Origin of the sequence: Candidatus Epulonipiscium viviparus, assembly GCF_030708075.1 — a bacterium.
Taxonomy (GTDB): Bacteria; Bacillota; Clostridia; order Lachnospirales; family Cellulosilyticaceae; genus Epulonipiscioides; species Epulonipiscioides viviparus.
The window spans coordinates 3,217,182-3,232,824 of sequence record NZ_CP117982.1 but is presented as its reverse complement, the minus strand read 5'-3'; the positions used below and the strand labels follow the sequence as shown (position 1 = coordinate 3,232,824).

The following is a 15,643-nucleotide window of genomic DNA, read 5'->3' as shown; positions in this document are numbered from 1 at the left end:
AAAAGCCATGATACCCAACTTCATATCATGGCAAATTTAATTTTCGTGATTCGTCTATATTACATCTTATCTACTAATAAATACCAGAAATCTATTTATCGCTGCCGCTAAATCAGCCCGCGTGAGAATGCCCATTCCAGAAAGAATTCCGTTATCTGAGGCCCACTTCGACGCTACCGCAAAATTGAACGAAAACTCAGGGTCCAATATTGACGCATCAAATTCGGCGTAGTTATATAGAATGAGTGCAAGCTGTTCTTTGGTAACTTCCGCTGCTGGGACAAGAGCTGGATCGTCGTAGCCATGGCTGATACCCAATTTGGATGTCCAGCTTGCTATATACGAATACCATGTTCCCGAGGTGACATCGTCAAAAATATTTTCAAAGTCGAGTGCGTATAAAATATCTAGATTAAATAGCAAGTCTGCAAGCTCGCGTCGAGTTACCGCTATATTTGGCTCAAATCTGGTTTCACTTACGGCTGTCATAATTCCTTTTGCCGCTGAGTATAGGACATCTGCGTAATGTGGCGTTTGCGCAATGACGTCGATAAACGGATTCGCCAATGTTACGCTCTCTCCTATTGCGTAGATCCCCATATATGGCGCGGCAATCGTTCGCATGTTGTCTACTGCATTGATTTGTGATTTTACGTGCGTCGTGTTTTCCAAAGCATCTACATAATACATCTCGCCTACTGCATATGGAACACTAAGATATGCGTGCGCAAATTTTATTGGCTGCTGCGCAATGTCGATGCCGATCTCGTAGGCAATTGTAGGCGTCACTAGCATCGGCGTCAAAAATACCGGAGCTGCTTTAAACGCAGATTGCGCATCAGGGGTCGCAAATATATTTCGTGAAATTACTGGATCTATAAAGTTTGATGACGCGATTGGATATGCGATCAACGTGCTCGGTGCTGTCTTTTTAGGCTGATCCTCTGGTATCGCGTCACTTGTAACTGCAGATAACTCGGCAATTGAAAATGTTACGTCGCCTGCCAGAGCATTTGCCGCGAGGTTAGCAAGATTCGTTATCACCAATGTCGCTGCAGATGTTTCGATCCCTATTACTGCATCTGGGAATGCGGCCAACTCGGAGATTATATCACGTCCTATTGTCAGCTTTGCGTCCGACACGTTGCCATCGAACACTATTAATAGCATCGGGGCATCTGTTTCGGCGTTGTCAATTGCTCGGGCTATTGCTGGTGCAAGGACTGAGTTCTTGAGCGTAACTTCGACCGCATTGGTGTTAGCAGGCACTGATATTTCTACGTTAACAGTAGCGTCTTCAACAAAAAGCTCTTCTATTTCGCCTCCTGTTATTTTAACGTTACTAGAACTACTGCTAGAGCCGCCACCGCTTGAGCTGCCGCCACCGCTAGAGCTGCCACCACCGCTTGAGCTGCCACCACCGCTTGAGCCACCACCACCGCTTGAGCCGCCGCCACCGCTTGAGCCGCCGTCACCGCTTGAACCGCCGTCACCGCTTGAGCCGCCGCCAGATGTCTCGCCTTGTACAAGAATCATGGTGCCTCCCGATTCAATTGCAGGTATCGTTGTTTGTAAAGTGCCATTGGTGAGATCGTATTTTTTGCCGCTGTATAAATCTATCGCAGAAGTTTTGAACGGAGTTTTTATACTCGTTGCTTGTGCGGGCCCCAAATTTATCACAACTACTGCAGTTTCGTTATCGTATTCTCGCTCGAATACAGTATAGCCAAGCGCGCTACTTCCAGCAGTTACTGTGTGGGTGCCCTTTGCAAAGATGTCGCTATATTTGGCTCTCGCTGCAAAAACTTTTTGATAATGCGAAATCAATTTAACTTGCTCTTGTTCTTTTGCCCAGTCAATTGTAGGCCGATTAGTTTGAACAGGATAGTCGTTATCGCCGCTATATGCCATCTCCTCGCCATAGTAGATTACTGGCTGACCTTTTACAGTCGCTTGTAAAGAGACCGCGGCTTTGAGTTTGTTAATATCGCCACCAACGTGATTTTTGAGAAACCCACCTTCGTCGTGGCTACTGAGGAAGTTACCCACGGTGCTAGTATTATCTAATTTGCCATTTTTATCCATCAGGCGATCTTGCGCATTGTCGATATCTCCGTTAGCAAATGTCGATGCAATGTCCTTAAACTCAAAGTCTAAGAGAGAGTCCATCATTCCAGAATCTAGATAGCCTAGGTCTTGGTTGATATTTGCGCCGTATGCTTCGCCGATCATTTTGAAATTTGGATCCACCGCTGTTAACTCATTTTTGAAATGCATCCATGTAGCGTCCTCAACATGCTTTACGGTATCCACTCTAAAGTAGTCTATGCTATTGCCTTTTGCAGTTTTGCCCAGAGTTTCGACCCAGGCAACTTGCCAATCTACTAGCTGCTCGCGTACATCGGCATCCTCGGTTTTAAAATCTGGTAGCCCGGCAAGCTGACCCAAAATCTCGTCGTTACTAGTTTCGGTTCGCAACATCCCTGCAAAAATTTCGCGTTCAGCATCGGTTGGATATCCCTCAGGTGCCGATTCCATTCCGTTATCCATTCCATATCCCGCATGGTTTAGCACGACGTCGACCATAATCTTGATTCCCATGTCATGTGCCGCATCGATCAGTTCGTGTAGCTCCGCAATGGTGCCGAAATGCGGGTTGAGCTTTTCAAAATTCTTTGCCCAATATCCGTGATATGCGTAGTAGCTGTTAAGATATGGCGATGTACTATGACGGACGTCGTATGCGATATTTTCGACAATCGGGCTGATCCAGATGGTATTTACTCCAAGTTTTTTGAGGTATGGAAGCTTCTGCGTGATGCCAGCAAAATCGCCGCCGTGGTATGTGCCCGGATCATTTTTGTCGTAGCCTAGCTTATATGGGTCGTCGTTACTTTCGTTGCCGTTGTAGAAGCGATCGGTTAGCATAAAGTAGATTATCGCTTCATCAAAATCGAAGTCATCTCCGGTATACGTCTCCACATCGATGGTGACAGTGGTTGTGTATTTGTTATTGACGTTGTCGTAGATGCTGATTGGGAGCGTCTTTTTGCCTGCAGTTACGTCATCTCTAACCGAAACCGTCGCCGCGAGAAGCTCCACCGGTACGTCGATCAATCCGCCGCCCAACTGTGTCGCATCGATAGTAATTTGGCTTATTTTGGCAATATCTTGATCTGCCGCATTGAGATCGATAGTTATAACGCTATTTTCTCGGGCAGTAATTTTGGCTGGAGCGGCAGATGCCGTTGCCGAGATATTAAGCTTTTCATATACAAACAGCGACTTATCATTTTTGGTTGCCGGATTGGTTGGGTCGAGATACTCTGTAGTTTTGGATCCCTCGGTAATGTGGAAGCTATATAAATACTCGCCTTCTGCTAATCCATGCTGAACATATTCAAACCATTCCTGATCTGGGTCGTATGTCATATTATAAAGCTGACCATTGATTTCCACTTTTGCAGAATCGATGGTATCCATATCGCCATCTTTAAATAGCATGTCGTTGCGGTAGCGATAGGTTACTGTTTGAGCCGCGGTATCGACAAAGAGCTCCGACTTTGCCAGCGTATCGAAAGCAGTTTGCCCCTGGGTTACGCGTGCTTTGGTGATGATTTGATCTTTGGTTGTAAAAATTGAGCGGTCGCCATCGATATCTTTATCTTCCCAGTCACCTTTTCGAACGATGAATCCAATGCTTTCGGTTGCAGGACCAATTTCGATTTGCGCCATAACTTTTCCGGCATCTGCCTCAACAAAGTCGACTTGCCCATCTGCAACGCCTGTGTTCCACACCCATAAATTCCAGCCATCATAATCTCCTTTAGGGCGGAAATATTCTACGACTATAAAACGCTTCTCATATTTTTTTACTGCAATATCGATTGTGGCCGTTACCTCTCCCACAGTGGCTGTTATCGTCGCATCCCCGATTGCTATGCCGCGAACAAGCCCGTCGAGCCCCACTGTCGCCGTTGCCGCATCGCTGGTGCCCCATGTAACGATTTGACCGCTTAATGGTTGCCCAAACTGATCCGTAACATTTGCTTTTAGAGCTAACGAAAGCCCCGTATAGACAAATTGCTCTGGAGCCACAATCTCGATGGCTGCAGGTACCAGTTTATCCACAACCTCAACTTCCACCGTTTCGCTAACTCCGCGGGTCCCCACTGCTGCTGTAAACGTAATGGCAGTTTTACCCGGTTTCAATGCGGTAATCTTTTGCCCATCGATCGCCACAACCGACGCATCAGCTGCCGTGAGAGTGGCCGCCATCGTCATTTCAACGCCGTTCTGATCTTTTATGATCACATCAAAAATATGTGAATCACCAACGCCAAGGGCAACGAAAGTTTCTTCCACTTCGATGGTAGTTGGAATGCGCTCATAAATTCTTTCGCCTTCATACAAAACCATCATCGAAATTGGAGCAACGGAAACGCTACCTGTAACAGTCTCGAGTACAGCCGTTCCTGCAGCTGATTCATTAACTACTACATTCCACTCTGCTGCCGTAGGCAGGTCAACGCTCACTTCTTCTGTGTTGGCGTTATATATTACAACAATATTTTTGTAACTGTCGCCGTTTGCGTATTCGCCGAGTTTGTACGCTACAACATTGTTCTCGCTACGCAATTCGGTAAAATATTCCTCAACTTCATCGGCAGTTTCCATCGAAAATGCTGGATGCGCATTACGAAGCTCGATCAATCCGCTATAATAATCGAACACATCGCCAAATTGATCTTTGAGATCCCAGCGAATCATGTTGATCGAATCAGGACTCTTGTAGCTGTTGTGATCGCCGTATTTGGAGCGCAGAATTTCTTCACCAGCATGGATAAATGGAACTCCTTGTGATGTAAGCGCGATGCCATTTGCGAGAATACTGCGTTTCACTGTCTCATTGGCAAAGACGTCGTTTGGATCTACAAATTTGTGTGGCTCCGCGTTAGCAACCATGTCATCGACGCTTCCTCCATTGACTAATGCGCCGTCTTTCATTTCTTCAAATCCCAACTCATCTTCTAACTCTTGAGTCGCAATAACTTTATCCCACAAGTTGAGATTGTCGTGGGCAGTAACATATGAAATAACCTCGGTCGGCTCTTGTGCAATGCTATTGATAGCGCCCTTTACGCCTTCGATTATATCGTCTTCTTTATCAGATGCTCCAGTCGCAAACCCAGTACCGGTTGAATCGCTATCCCCTTTTATTGCCCCGCGGATATTGTCATTAAATACCTTAAATTCCTCGCCTTTTTGAGAGCCCTTAAGAGTTTGCTGATCGCCCGGAAGGATGCTACCGCCGGCTTGCCATGGCTCTCCGTATATAAGCATATCGGCATCGACTTCTGATCGCAGCTTATCGGTTAACTCCTGCATGGTTTGTGTATCAATAAGCCCCATCAGGTCGAAGCGGAATCCGTCCACATTATATTCTTCAGCCCAATACATTACAGAATCGGTAATATACTTGCGCACCATTGGCCTCTCAGTTGCCACTTCATTTCCGCATCCAGCGCCGTTTGAATACATCCCATCATCAAATGTTCGATAATAATAATTTGGAACCACTTTATCAAACGGGCCATCCGTTACGCTGAAAGTGTGATTGTAAACTACATCCATAACAACTCTAATTCCGGCCGAATGCAATGCTGCAACCATTTCCTTAAACTCCTCGATGCGAGCGTATGGATCCTCGGGATTGCTAGAATACGAACCCTCTGGAACATTATAATTTTGCGGATCATATCCCCAGTTAAATTGCGGCGAGTCTGACATTTCGTTAACGCTTGCGTAATCGTAGCTTGGAAGCAAATGTACATGAGTTACGCCAAGCTCCTTGAGGTGATCGATTCCTATTTCAGCGCCGCCTGCAGTTGTGAGGCCGGTTTCTGTAAATGCTCTAAACTTTCCTTTGTTCGCAAAACTAGCATCGGGATCAATCGAGAAATCGCGAACGTGTAATTCATAAATTACTGCATCAGAGGCATCGACAATTACAGGTTTTTTGTCATTGGCCAAAGCCGCGTCGGTTTCGGCAAGATCGACAATAGCAGTTCGCTGTCCATTCGCAGATACGGCTCGCGCGTACGGATCAACTGCGTAGTGAGTCACGCCATTTGCAAAAGTCAACTTATACATATAAAACTTTCCGTCTAGGTTTCCATCTGCAGTAGCGGACCATACCCCCGTTGCGTTATCGTATTCCATTGGCGACTCGACAGTGTAACAGTTATCTCAGTTGCAGTATCGGCATAAGCTCTCTTGACTTTGGCCTCGAAATTTATCTGAGAAGGATCGGTGTAAATTGCATCTGTGTGCCCCTCGACAATCCACACCTGAGTTGCATCAGATTCTGCTGGAATTTCGATAAATCTATCACCACCATCTTGTGAAACCCAGTCACCCTTCCTAGGAATTACTCCGATTTTTTCATCTGTAGAATAATATTTAAGTTGTTTGAAAGTATAATCATTGCCATCAGAAAGTGTAAAAGTTTCGTCTGAGGTAAATGGCACACCAGCGCCTTCCTTACCAAATGGCCAGATCCACAAATTCCAGTCGTCGTAATCAGAGTGCCTATAATAGTTGATGGTGTATTCGTTTAGAGCGCCCACCTTAAAGTTGATCGTTTGTGAATACGCAACTTGATCTACCGTGGCAGTGGCAGTGAGAATAACATCGCCCACATGATTCGCTGCAGCAGTCACATAAGTAACGCCGTCTTTTTCGGAAAGAGTCACAGTAGTTGACGGTTCAGCGAGAGCATAATTAACAGGTGTATCGAGACCAGTCGGATGCGCCGCCGTAAAGAGTTTGCCTGTCGTTGCGAGTGCGGTCGCTGTGTCTACTGTCAAAGTATCTGGATTTCCAGTAACAGCGAGCCCATTGATAACAACGACGTTATTGCCATCAACAGTATCTGCGGTGTTGAGCGGATCATTAAGCCAAACGTCATCTACAACAAACTTATACTGATGCGCTCCTGGGTCTAAAGAGAGGGATAGTTGCCAAATGTCTTCGGTAATGGCCATAGGGCTAGCCGATTTATCCCAGGAGTTCATGCTACCTGCAACTGAAACAGCCTTTGCATCTGGCGCGTAATATCTAAATGTTGCCTTAGTTCCAGCTACCTCCGGACTTACGATTTCTGGTGCGATAGTCACGGCGCTATTTCCGTTTGCATCGACATCAGGATTTGATGGATCTGCTACTTGTTTGCCATCGACAACAAATTTGTATGTGTGATCACCAGCTGTGAGATCCAATGTAACTTCCCATACGCCATTGGAAGATTTAGTCATTACATCCTCAGTAGCATTCCAGCTTCCTGCAACTGAAACAGCCTTTGCATCTGGCGCGTAATATCTGAATGTTGCCTTAGTTCCAGCTACTTCCGGACTTACGATTTCTGATGCGATAGTCACGACGCTATTTCCATTTGCATCGACGTTAGGATTTGATGGGTCTGCCACATGCTTGCCATCGACAACAAATTTGTATGTGTGATCACCAGCTGCGAGATCCAATGTAACTTCCCATACGCCATTGGAAGATTTAGTCATTGCGTCTTCGGTGGTCCGCTACTTGTTTGCCATCGACAACAAATTTGTATGTGTGATCACCAGCTGCGAGATCCAATGTAACTCCCCATACGCCATTGGCAGATTTAACCATTACATCCTCGGTAGCATTCCAGCTTCCTGCGACTGAAACAGCCTGTGCATCTGGTGCGTAATATCTGAATGTTGCTTTGTTTCCGACTACCTCCGGACTTTTGACCACTACAGCTGGAACAATTTTAACGACGCTGTTTCCATTTGCATCGACGGTAGGGTTTGACGGATCTGTAACACTCTTGCTATCGACAACAAATTTGTATGTGTGCTCACCAGCTGTGAGATCCAATGTAACTTCCCATACGCCGTTGGAAGATTTAACCATTACATCCTCAGTAGCATTCCAGCTTCCTGCGACTGAAACAGCCTGTGCATCTGGTGCGTAATATCTGAATGTTGCCGTGGTTCCAGCTACCTCCGGACTTACGATTTCTGGTGCGATAGTCACGACGCTATTTCCGTTTGCATCGACATCAGGATTTGATGGATCTGCTACTTGTTTGCCATCGACAACAAATTTGTATGTGTGATCACCAGCAGCGAGATCCAATGTAACTTCCCATACGCCATTGGAAGATTTAGTCATTGCGTCTTCGGTAGCATTCCAGCTTCCTAAAACTGAAACAGCCTGTGCATCTGGCGCGTAATATCTGAATGTTGCCTTAGTTCCAGCTTCCTCCGGACTTACGATTTCTGGTGCGATAGTCACGACGCTATTTCCGTTTGCATCGACATCAGGATTTGATGGATCCGCTACTTGTTTGCCATCGACAACAAATTTGTATGTGTGATCACCAGCTGCGAGATCCAATGTAACTTCCCATACGCCATTGGCAGATTTAACCATTACATCTTCAGTAGCATTCCAGCTTCCTGCAACTGAAACAGCCTGTGCATCTGGCGCGTAATATCTGAATGTTGCCTTAGTTCCAGCTTCCTCCGGACTTACGATTTCTGGTGCGATAGTCACGACGCTATTTCCGTTTGCATCGACATCAGGATTGGATGGGTCTGCCACATGCTTGCCATCGACAACAAATTTGTATGTGTGATCACCAGCTGTGAGATCCAATGTAACTTCCCATACGCCATTGGAAGATTTAGTCATTGCGTCTTCGGTAGCATTCCAGCTTCCTGCGACTGAAACAGCCTGTGCATCTGGTGCGTAATATCTGAATGTTGCCTTAGTTCCAGCTACTTCCGGACTTACGATTTCTGATGCGATAGTCACGACGCTATTTCCGTTTGCATCGACATCAGGATTTGATGGATCCGCTACTTGTTTGCCATCGACAACAAATTTGTATGTGTGATCACCAGCAGCGAGATCCAATGTAACTTCCCATACGCCATTGGAAGATTTAGTCATTGCGTCTTCGGTAGCATTCCAGCTTCCTGCAACTGAAACAGCCTGTGCATCTGGCGCGTAATATCTGAATGTTGCCTTAGTTCCAGCTACTTCCGGACTTACGATTTCTGGTGCGATAGTCACGACGCTATTTCCGTTTGCATCGATGTTAGGATTTGATGGATCTGTAACAAAATTGTTATCGACAATAAATTTGTAGGCGTAAGTGCCAGTAGTGAGATCCACTGTAATTTCCCATATGCCATCTGCAGATTTAACCATTGTATTTACATCAGCATTCCAGCTTCCTAAAACTGAAACAGCCTTGGCTTCTGGCGCGTAATATCTGAATGTTGCTTTGTTTCCGACTACCTCCGGACTTTTGACCACTACAGCTGGAACAATTTTAACGACGCTGTTTCCATTTGCATCGACGGTAGGGTTTGACGGATCTGTAACACTCTTGCTATCGACAACAAATTTGTAGTCGTAAGTGCCTGCTGGTAGATTTTCCATAATTTCCCATATGCCGTTTGTAGATTTAGTCATTTTAGTTGCCGTAATAGTCCAGCTACCCAAAACCGAAACAGCCTCTGCGGTAGGGGCATAGTATCTAAATGTTACAGCGTTTTCAACTATCTCAGGACTTTTAACATCCGCGATATGAACTAAATTTTTGCCGTCATATGATAGCTGATCATCATTTTCTGGATCCAAAATTTCTTGATCATCTACAACAAATGAGTATTCGTAATCTCCCGCTTCGAGATCGAATGCAATTTCCCATATGTCATCATCGTTCTTAATCATTGCCTCTTCGGACCAATTGTTAAACGCTCCTTTTACAGTCACTGTCTTTGCATATGGGTGGTGATATCTGAACGTTACAGTTTTGCCGCGAACTTCGGGGCTCTCAACCGCTACATTTATAATGATGGTGACAGTATTATTTCCGTTTTCTGCAGTGGCGGAGTTCGCTGGATCATTTACTCGGTTGCCATCTACCACAAATAAGTATTCATAGATTCCTGATTTAAGGTCGATTTCCATTTCCCATATACCATCTTTATCATCATCGCTCATTGGATTTGCAGTATCGGACCAGGCGTTGAAATCGCTCGCTACTGTTACGGTCTGTGCATCTGGAGCGTAATATCTGAATGTTACCTTATGCCCAGTTACAGAAGGGCTCTCGACATCTGCAACATAGATTAAACTTTTTTCATTATATGATATTTCTTCATTTGCTGGATCTCTAAACTCAACGCCATCCACCATAAATGCGTATTCATGCTCACCAGCTTTGAGATCTATGGCAGCTTCCCATATGCCATCTGGAGATTTGGTCATTGAATTGGCAGTATCGGACCACTCGTTAAAATCGCCTGCAACAAAAACAGCTTCTGCAGTTGGGGCATAGTACCGGAACGTTGCCGTCTTTCCAGCAACGGCGGGGCTAGTAACAGCTACAACGTCGAAAGTACTGTTTCCATTTGCTAAAGGTTGATCGTTATAAGGATCTGTGATCGTCTGACCGTCCACCATAAAGTTGTATTCATGCTTTTTGGTTGCAACATCTTTTACTGTAACTGTCCAAACGCCAGCAGTATCTTTTGTCATGGTTGCAGCTGCCCAATTGTTGAAGCTTCCAGTCGCGGAAACAGTCTGTGCGTCAGGAGCGTAGTAGCTAAATGTTGCAGTTGTGCCGCTAATTATTGGACTGGTGATGTCCGCAATGCTAACAACACTGTTTCCATCTATAGTTGGTTCACCATTTGCGGAATCTGCGACTAATACGCCATCGACATCGAATTGGTATTGATGCTCGCCGGCTTCGAGATCGAGTGTAATTTTCCATACATCATCAGAATCTTTGGTCATTTTCATTTCATCAGTTTTGAGCCAGTTATTAAAATCTCCGACGACATATACGTCAGTTGCAGTAGGATTATAGTAGCTGAATGTTGCAGTTTTTCCAGCAACAACGGGGCTCACAACTTCAACAGGAGCCTCAATGACAAAAACGCTATTGCCTGTATACGATAGCGGGGCAGAGTTATACGGATCTGTCACACGCTTGCCATCGACAATAAATTTGTATTCGTAATCTCCGGGTGTAAGAGTTAGCGTTTCTTGCCAGACGCCATTCTCAGTTTTGGTCAATGGCCTTTTCATACTTGCAGTGGCTATTTCGACCGAAACCTCTTTTGCATCTGGCGCGTAATACCGAAGCGTAACGTCGGTCTCCGCCACTTCCGGGCTTATAGCATAAATCATATTTAAGATGCTATTTCCTTGATCTGTCATTTGATCGTTGGCGGGATCTCGCAAAGAGTCGCCATCTACGACGAATTTGTACTTGTGCTTTAATTCGCTAATATCTGTTACCGTCCCCTCCCATATGCCATCAGCATCGGCATCAGTTAGTGGATCATCAAGTTTTGACCAGCCATTAAAAGTAGATGACACAGTAACAGTTTTTGCATGTGGAGCATAATATTTAAACAGTGCCGACTTTCCGTTAATTACAGGACTCAGAACATCTGCAATATTAACTTCACCTGCAGAGTTAAATGGATCTGGCACCTCGTTATTATCTACCTGAAATTTGTAAGTATACTTTCCTGGATCAAGATCTAGCGACAACTCCCATATGCCATCAGGAGATTTGGTCATTTCATTTGCAGTAGGAGCCCAACTGCCTGCGACCGCCACAGTAGTTGCATCTGGAGCATAATATCTAAATGTTGCAGTTCTGCCTCGAACTTCTGAGCTGATTATAGGAATAGCAGAGTCGACAATTACAACGCTATTGGATTCGTCTGATGATTTTGTAAGATTAAACGGATCAGTTATTTCTTCACCATCGACTACAAATTTGTATTCATGCTTACCAACAGGAAGAGCTATTGTTGCTTCCCACACGTCTGCAGCGCTTGGGGACATTGCCATATTGTTCCAATTATTAAAACTTCCCTTAACTGAAACTTCAGTCGCATCGGGAGCATAGTACCTAAAGGTTACAGAGTTGCTTGTAATTTCTGGACTAGTAATAGGAGTAGGTGGCTGAACAACCACGATGCTTCTTTGCTGGTTTGCTGATAGATTTGGGTTGTAGGGATCTGTAACTAGGAGATCGTTTTGAACACCATCAAATGCGCCGAACTGATCTATCTGAAATTGATACTCGTGTATACCATATGGCAAAGAGAACGTTCCTTCCCACAATCCATTTTGATCCGCATCTAATAGGGCATACGGAGATTTATCATCTGTATCCGAATAAATTTTCCAATCATTAAAAGATCCTGTAAGATATACAATAACCGCATCGGAGGCAATTCTAAAAGTAACGTCTGTGCCAGATACTTCGGGACTTGTTATATTTATATCAGTAGCATCAAAGAAAATCAGCGGGCTCTCCCCATCAATAATCCAAATCTCGCGAGTAGTAGAATTGAGAGGCATTTCCACATGTTGCGCTGCAGTTTGGTTGTTGGTGGCGTTACGAGCTGTTATGCTGATGACATCCTCTTGGGTGACATGCTCAAATTGCTTGAACGCGATACCAGAAGTGGTGACATCCTTGGCATCTGCAAAATCGTAATCTTTATTTGAGTCGGATGCGGTAACTCGCAAAGACCAGCTGTCATAATCTGGCCGAGAATAGTTAATAATGTAGGTATTGGTCTGTACTACTTCGAGCACGATGTCCATCTTGTAAGCTCCATATTTCGCAATAATGGGTACTGAGTTTACGCGAGATGTCGGATCGATTGTTATATATGTATCTTGGTCTATTTTTTCTAAAGTAGTATAAGCCGAAACTTCAGCGGTTGTAGTGTATTCGAGATCAATAATCTGTGGTTGATTATTTTCATCTATGTATGTACCTTTGCGGGGTAAGAGAGTTTTTACGCCTGTTTGTATAGAATAAATCGGATCATTTACAGTAAATTGACTTTCGCGATAGCCAGGAAGCTGATCAAAATCGGTATCAATTTTATCGCCTTCACCAACTGGATCCACGTTGTCGGGGAGTGAAATATCTGGACTTGCTGGCAGCTCGGTTTCTATAGCATCTTCTATAGCATCTTCTATAGCATCTTCTATAGCATTTCTATAGCATAATCTGAGTATTCTGGGGATTCAAAAATTGAAATATCTGGTAAAAGAGACTCTAAGAAATCGTCTGTTTCTGCAAGCTCAGGAACCAGCAGATCCTCGGTCAAAAAATCTTCGGGCACAAACTCTTCGGATATAAACTCCAAATCGCTGATTGCAGTAATATCGACATCAGCAGTTAACTCTATGTCTTCGAAATCCAAGGTGGCGGGGATCGCAAAATCGTCGAACGCATCAAAAAACGGTTCGGGATCTGTAAACTCTAGCGATTCCATTATGTATGGGGTAGAAACCTCTTCGTTATCAATTGCTAATATTGGAGATGTGTTAGTCATCAGGCACATTGCCATTAATATCGCAGTGTTTTGATTACTTCTTTTCATAATTATTACTCCTTTCGAGATAGTTATTGATTATTATATAGCATCGCATTATTTATTACAACATCTTTTTGGAAATAATAATTTGTAAAATCGAAAGCATTTTTGTTTAAGCGTGAAATATTTGGAGAAAATTATAACTCGATGACGTTGTTCAATTTGGTTGTATAGAAATTGTTTTGTGAGAGCATTATATAAAATATAAAATTGAGAAAGGAGTGAGCGTAAAACCGATTATTTATAAAGTTAGTGCGATAATTTTTGAAATTGTATTTAGCTATTGAAGTATTGAAAGTTTTAAACTATAATGATGAAGATAGAAAAATGAAAATGGGGGTGAATTTTGATGGACATTATGATCAACGACATTTTGAATTTTGTGCGAGAACATGAAGTAAAATTTATTCGCTTGGCTTTTTGTGATATTTTTGGAAATCAGAAAAATGTGGCTATAATGCAACCTGAGTTGGAGGGAGCGTTATTTAATGGAGTTCGCATTGACGGGAGCAAGATTGCGGGGTTTGCTAATGAGGATCTATATTTGTACCCAGACCCAACGACGTTGTGTGCCATGCCTTGGCGACCAGAGCCGGGCTGCGTTATCAAGTTTTATTGCGATATAAAAACAAAAGATAAGCAGTTATTTAAATTAGATAGTCGACAAATTTTGAAGAAGGCAGTAAGAGATTTAGCTGATCTGGAATATTCGACCAAAATAGCACAAGAAAGCGAATTTTATTTGTTTAGACAAAACGATCATTTGTTGCCTTCTGCAACGCCTATTGATAATGGGAGTTATTTGGATGTGGCACCGATCGATAAAGGAGAAGATGTACGACGCGAGATATGCTTATTACTAGATCGTATAGGAATAACACCGCATAGTTCTTACCACGAGATAGGTCCCGGTCAAAATCAGATAGACTTTAAATATATGGATGCTCTTAGCTGCGCCGATAACTTGTTAACATTTAAGAGTATCGCCAAGGCCGCGGCGGCTAGATACGGATTATACGCATCGTTTATGCCAAAACCTATCAAGCTTGAAAATTCTAATGATTTAAATATCAACATCAGCCTTACTAAATGTAACAAAGATTTGTTAGAGACATCTGCAGTAGATGAGGAAATCGAAGAATACTTTATGGCAGGAATATTAGAAAAGGCAGAGGAAATGGCACTGTTTTTACATCCTATAATAAATTCATATGACAGCGTTGTGAAAATTCCATTTGTTTCCAAGAATTATGATAGCAGTTTTAAATGCCGACACATTGGATCTATTGCAAATCCATATATAGCCTATTCGTTGATATTGCAAGCTGGAATATTGGGAATCCAAAATCAGTATACTATAAAGAAGAGTGTAAATTTACCAAAGACACTACAAGCTGCCATAATAGCGGCAAAAGAATCTAGCTTTGTTTCAAATAGCATTGGCGAAGACTTTGTCAAGCGATTTGTATTACAAAAAGAACGAGAAATAGATGCGTATAAGAGCAGTAGTAGAGAGACTTTCTATATGAATGAATACTTTCTAAAATTGTAGAGGTGAGTAGATGCAAAGCGTATTAATGGTTTCAAAAATTAATCCTGGCCAAGACTTTTTATCGAGCATATTGCCACTATATGATAAGCTATACACAAGCAATTCTGCCGCAGCAGCAAGAGCCATGTTACTAGAGCGTGATATCGATTTAGTAATTATAAACGCTCCGCTGGCAGATGAAACTGGAGAACAATTGGCAAAGGATATAGCAACAGCAACACAAGTTATATTGATAGTGAATGCTCAATATTATGATGAAATTTCCACAACAGCAGAAGAGCTGGGTATAATCACAATAACCAAGCCCATTAATAAGAAGATGCTGACGACATCAGTTAAAATAGCATACGCAACGAATAAACGTCTAAAACGTCTCGAAGACGAAAACATTAGTCTATCTCAAAAAATAGATGATATACGCATTGTTAGCCGTGCAAAATGTATATTGATTGAACTTAGGGGGATAACAGAAACTGAGGCACATAAATATATTGAAAAACAAGCTATGAACCTTAGAAAAACACGTAAGGATATAGCACAAACGATTATCGCCAACCATGGGTGGTAAACATATTAAGCGGACGTTTTCCCTTGTTCGCGAGAGGAGATT

At 43.3% G+C, this 15,643-nt stretch carries 6 protein-coding genes; 2 read left to right on the top strand and 4 right to left on the bottom strand.

What is annotated here, in order from left to right:
• Positions 1-66: 66 nt before the first annotated feature.
• From pulA to PCY70_RS13625, 4 genes are all read right to left on the bottom strand, one after another.
• Positions 67-6,222: a type I pullulanase gene (gene pulA, locus PCY70_RS13640; RefSeq protein ID WP_305767919.1), complete on the bottom strand. Its 6,156-nt coding sequence runs from the start codon at positions 6,220-6,222 to the stop codon at positions 67-69.
• Positions 6,168-7,577 carry a pullulanase-associated domain-containing protein gene (locus PCY70_RS13635; RefSeq protein WP_305767918.1) on the bottom strand — a complete coding sequence of 470 codons (1,410 nt, stop codon included), beginning with the start codon at positions 7,575-7,577 and terminating at the stop codon, positions 6,168-6,170. The genes pulA and PCY70_RS13635 overlap by 55 nt, the downstream gene beginning before the upstream one ends.
• Entirely contained in the window at positions 7,570-13,008 is a 5,439-nt protein-coding gene (locus PCY70_RS13630; RefSeq protein ID WP_305767917.1) for an early set domain-containing protein, read from the bottom strand. Before PCY70_RS13630 ends, PCY70_RS13635 begins: the two co-directional genes overlap by 8 nt.
• 80 nt (positions 13,009-13,088) lie before the next feature.
• Positions 13,089-13,487, bottom strand: a complete 399-nt coding sequence (locus tag PCY70_RS13625) for a hypothetical protein (protein WP_305767916.1) — start codon at positions 13,485-13,487, stop codon at positions 13,089-13,091.
• A gap of 343 nt (positions 13,488-13,830) precedes the next feature.
• Here PCY70_RS13625 and PCY70_RS13620 point away from each other — a divergent pair, with 343 nt between their 5' ends.
• On the top strand, positions 13,831-15,033 hold the full coding sequence (locus PCY70_RS13620; RefSeq protein WP_305768978.1) for a glutamine synthetase family protein: 1,203 nt from the start codon (positions 13,831-13,833) through the stop codon (positions 15,031-15,033).
• Positions 15,034-15,043: 10 nt separating this feature from the next.
• The gene (locus PCY70_RS13615) at positions 15,044-15,601 is read left to right on the top strand and encodes an ANTAR domain-containing response regulator (RefSeq protein WP_305767915.1); all 558 of its coding nucleotides are present in this window, start codon (positions 15,044-15,046) and stop codon (positions 15,599-15,601) included.
• The last annotated feature ends 42 nt before the right edge of the window (positions 15,602-15,643 follow it).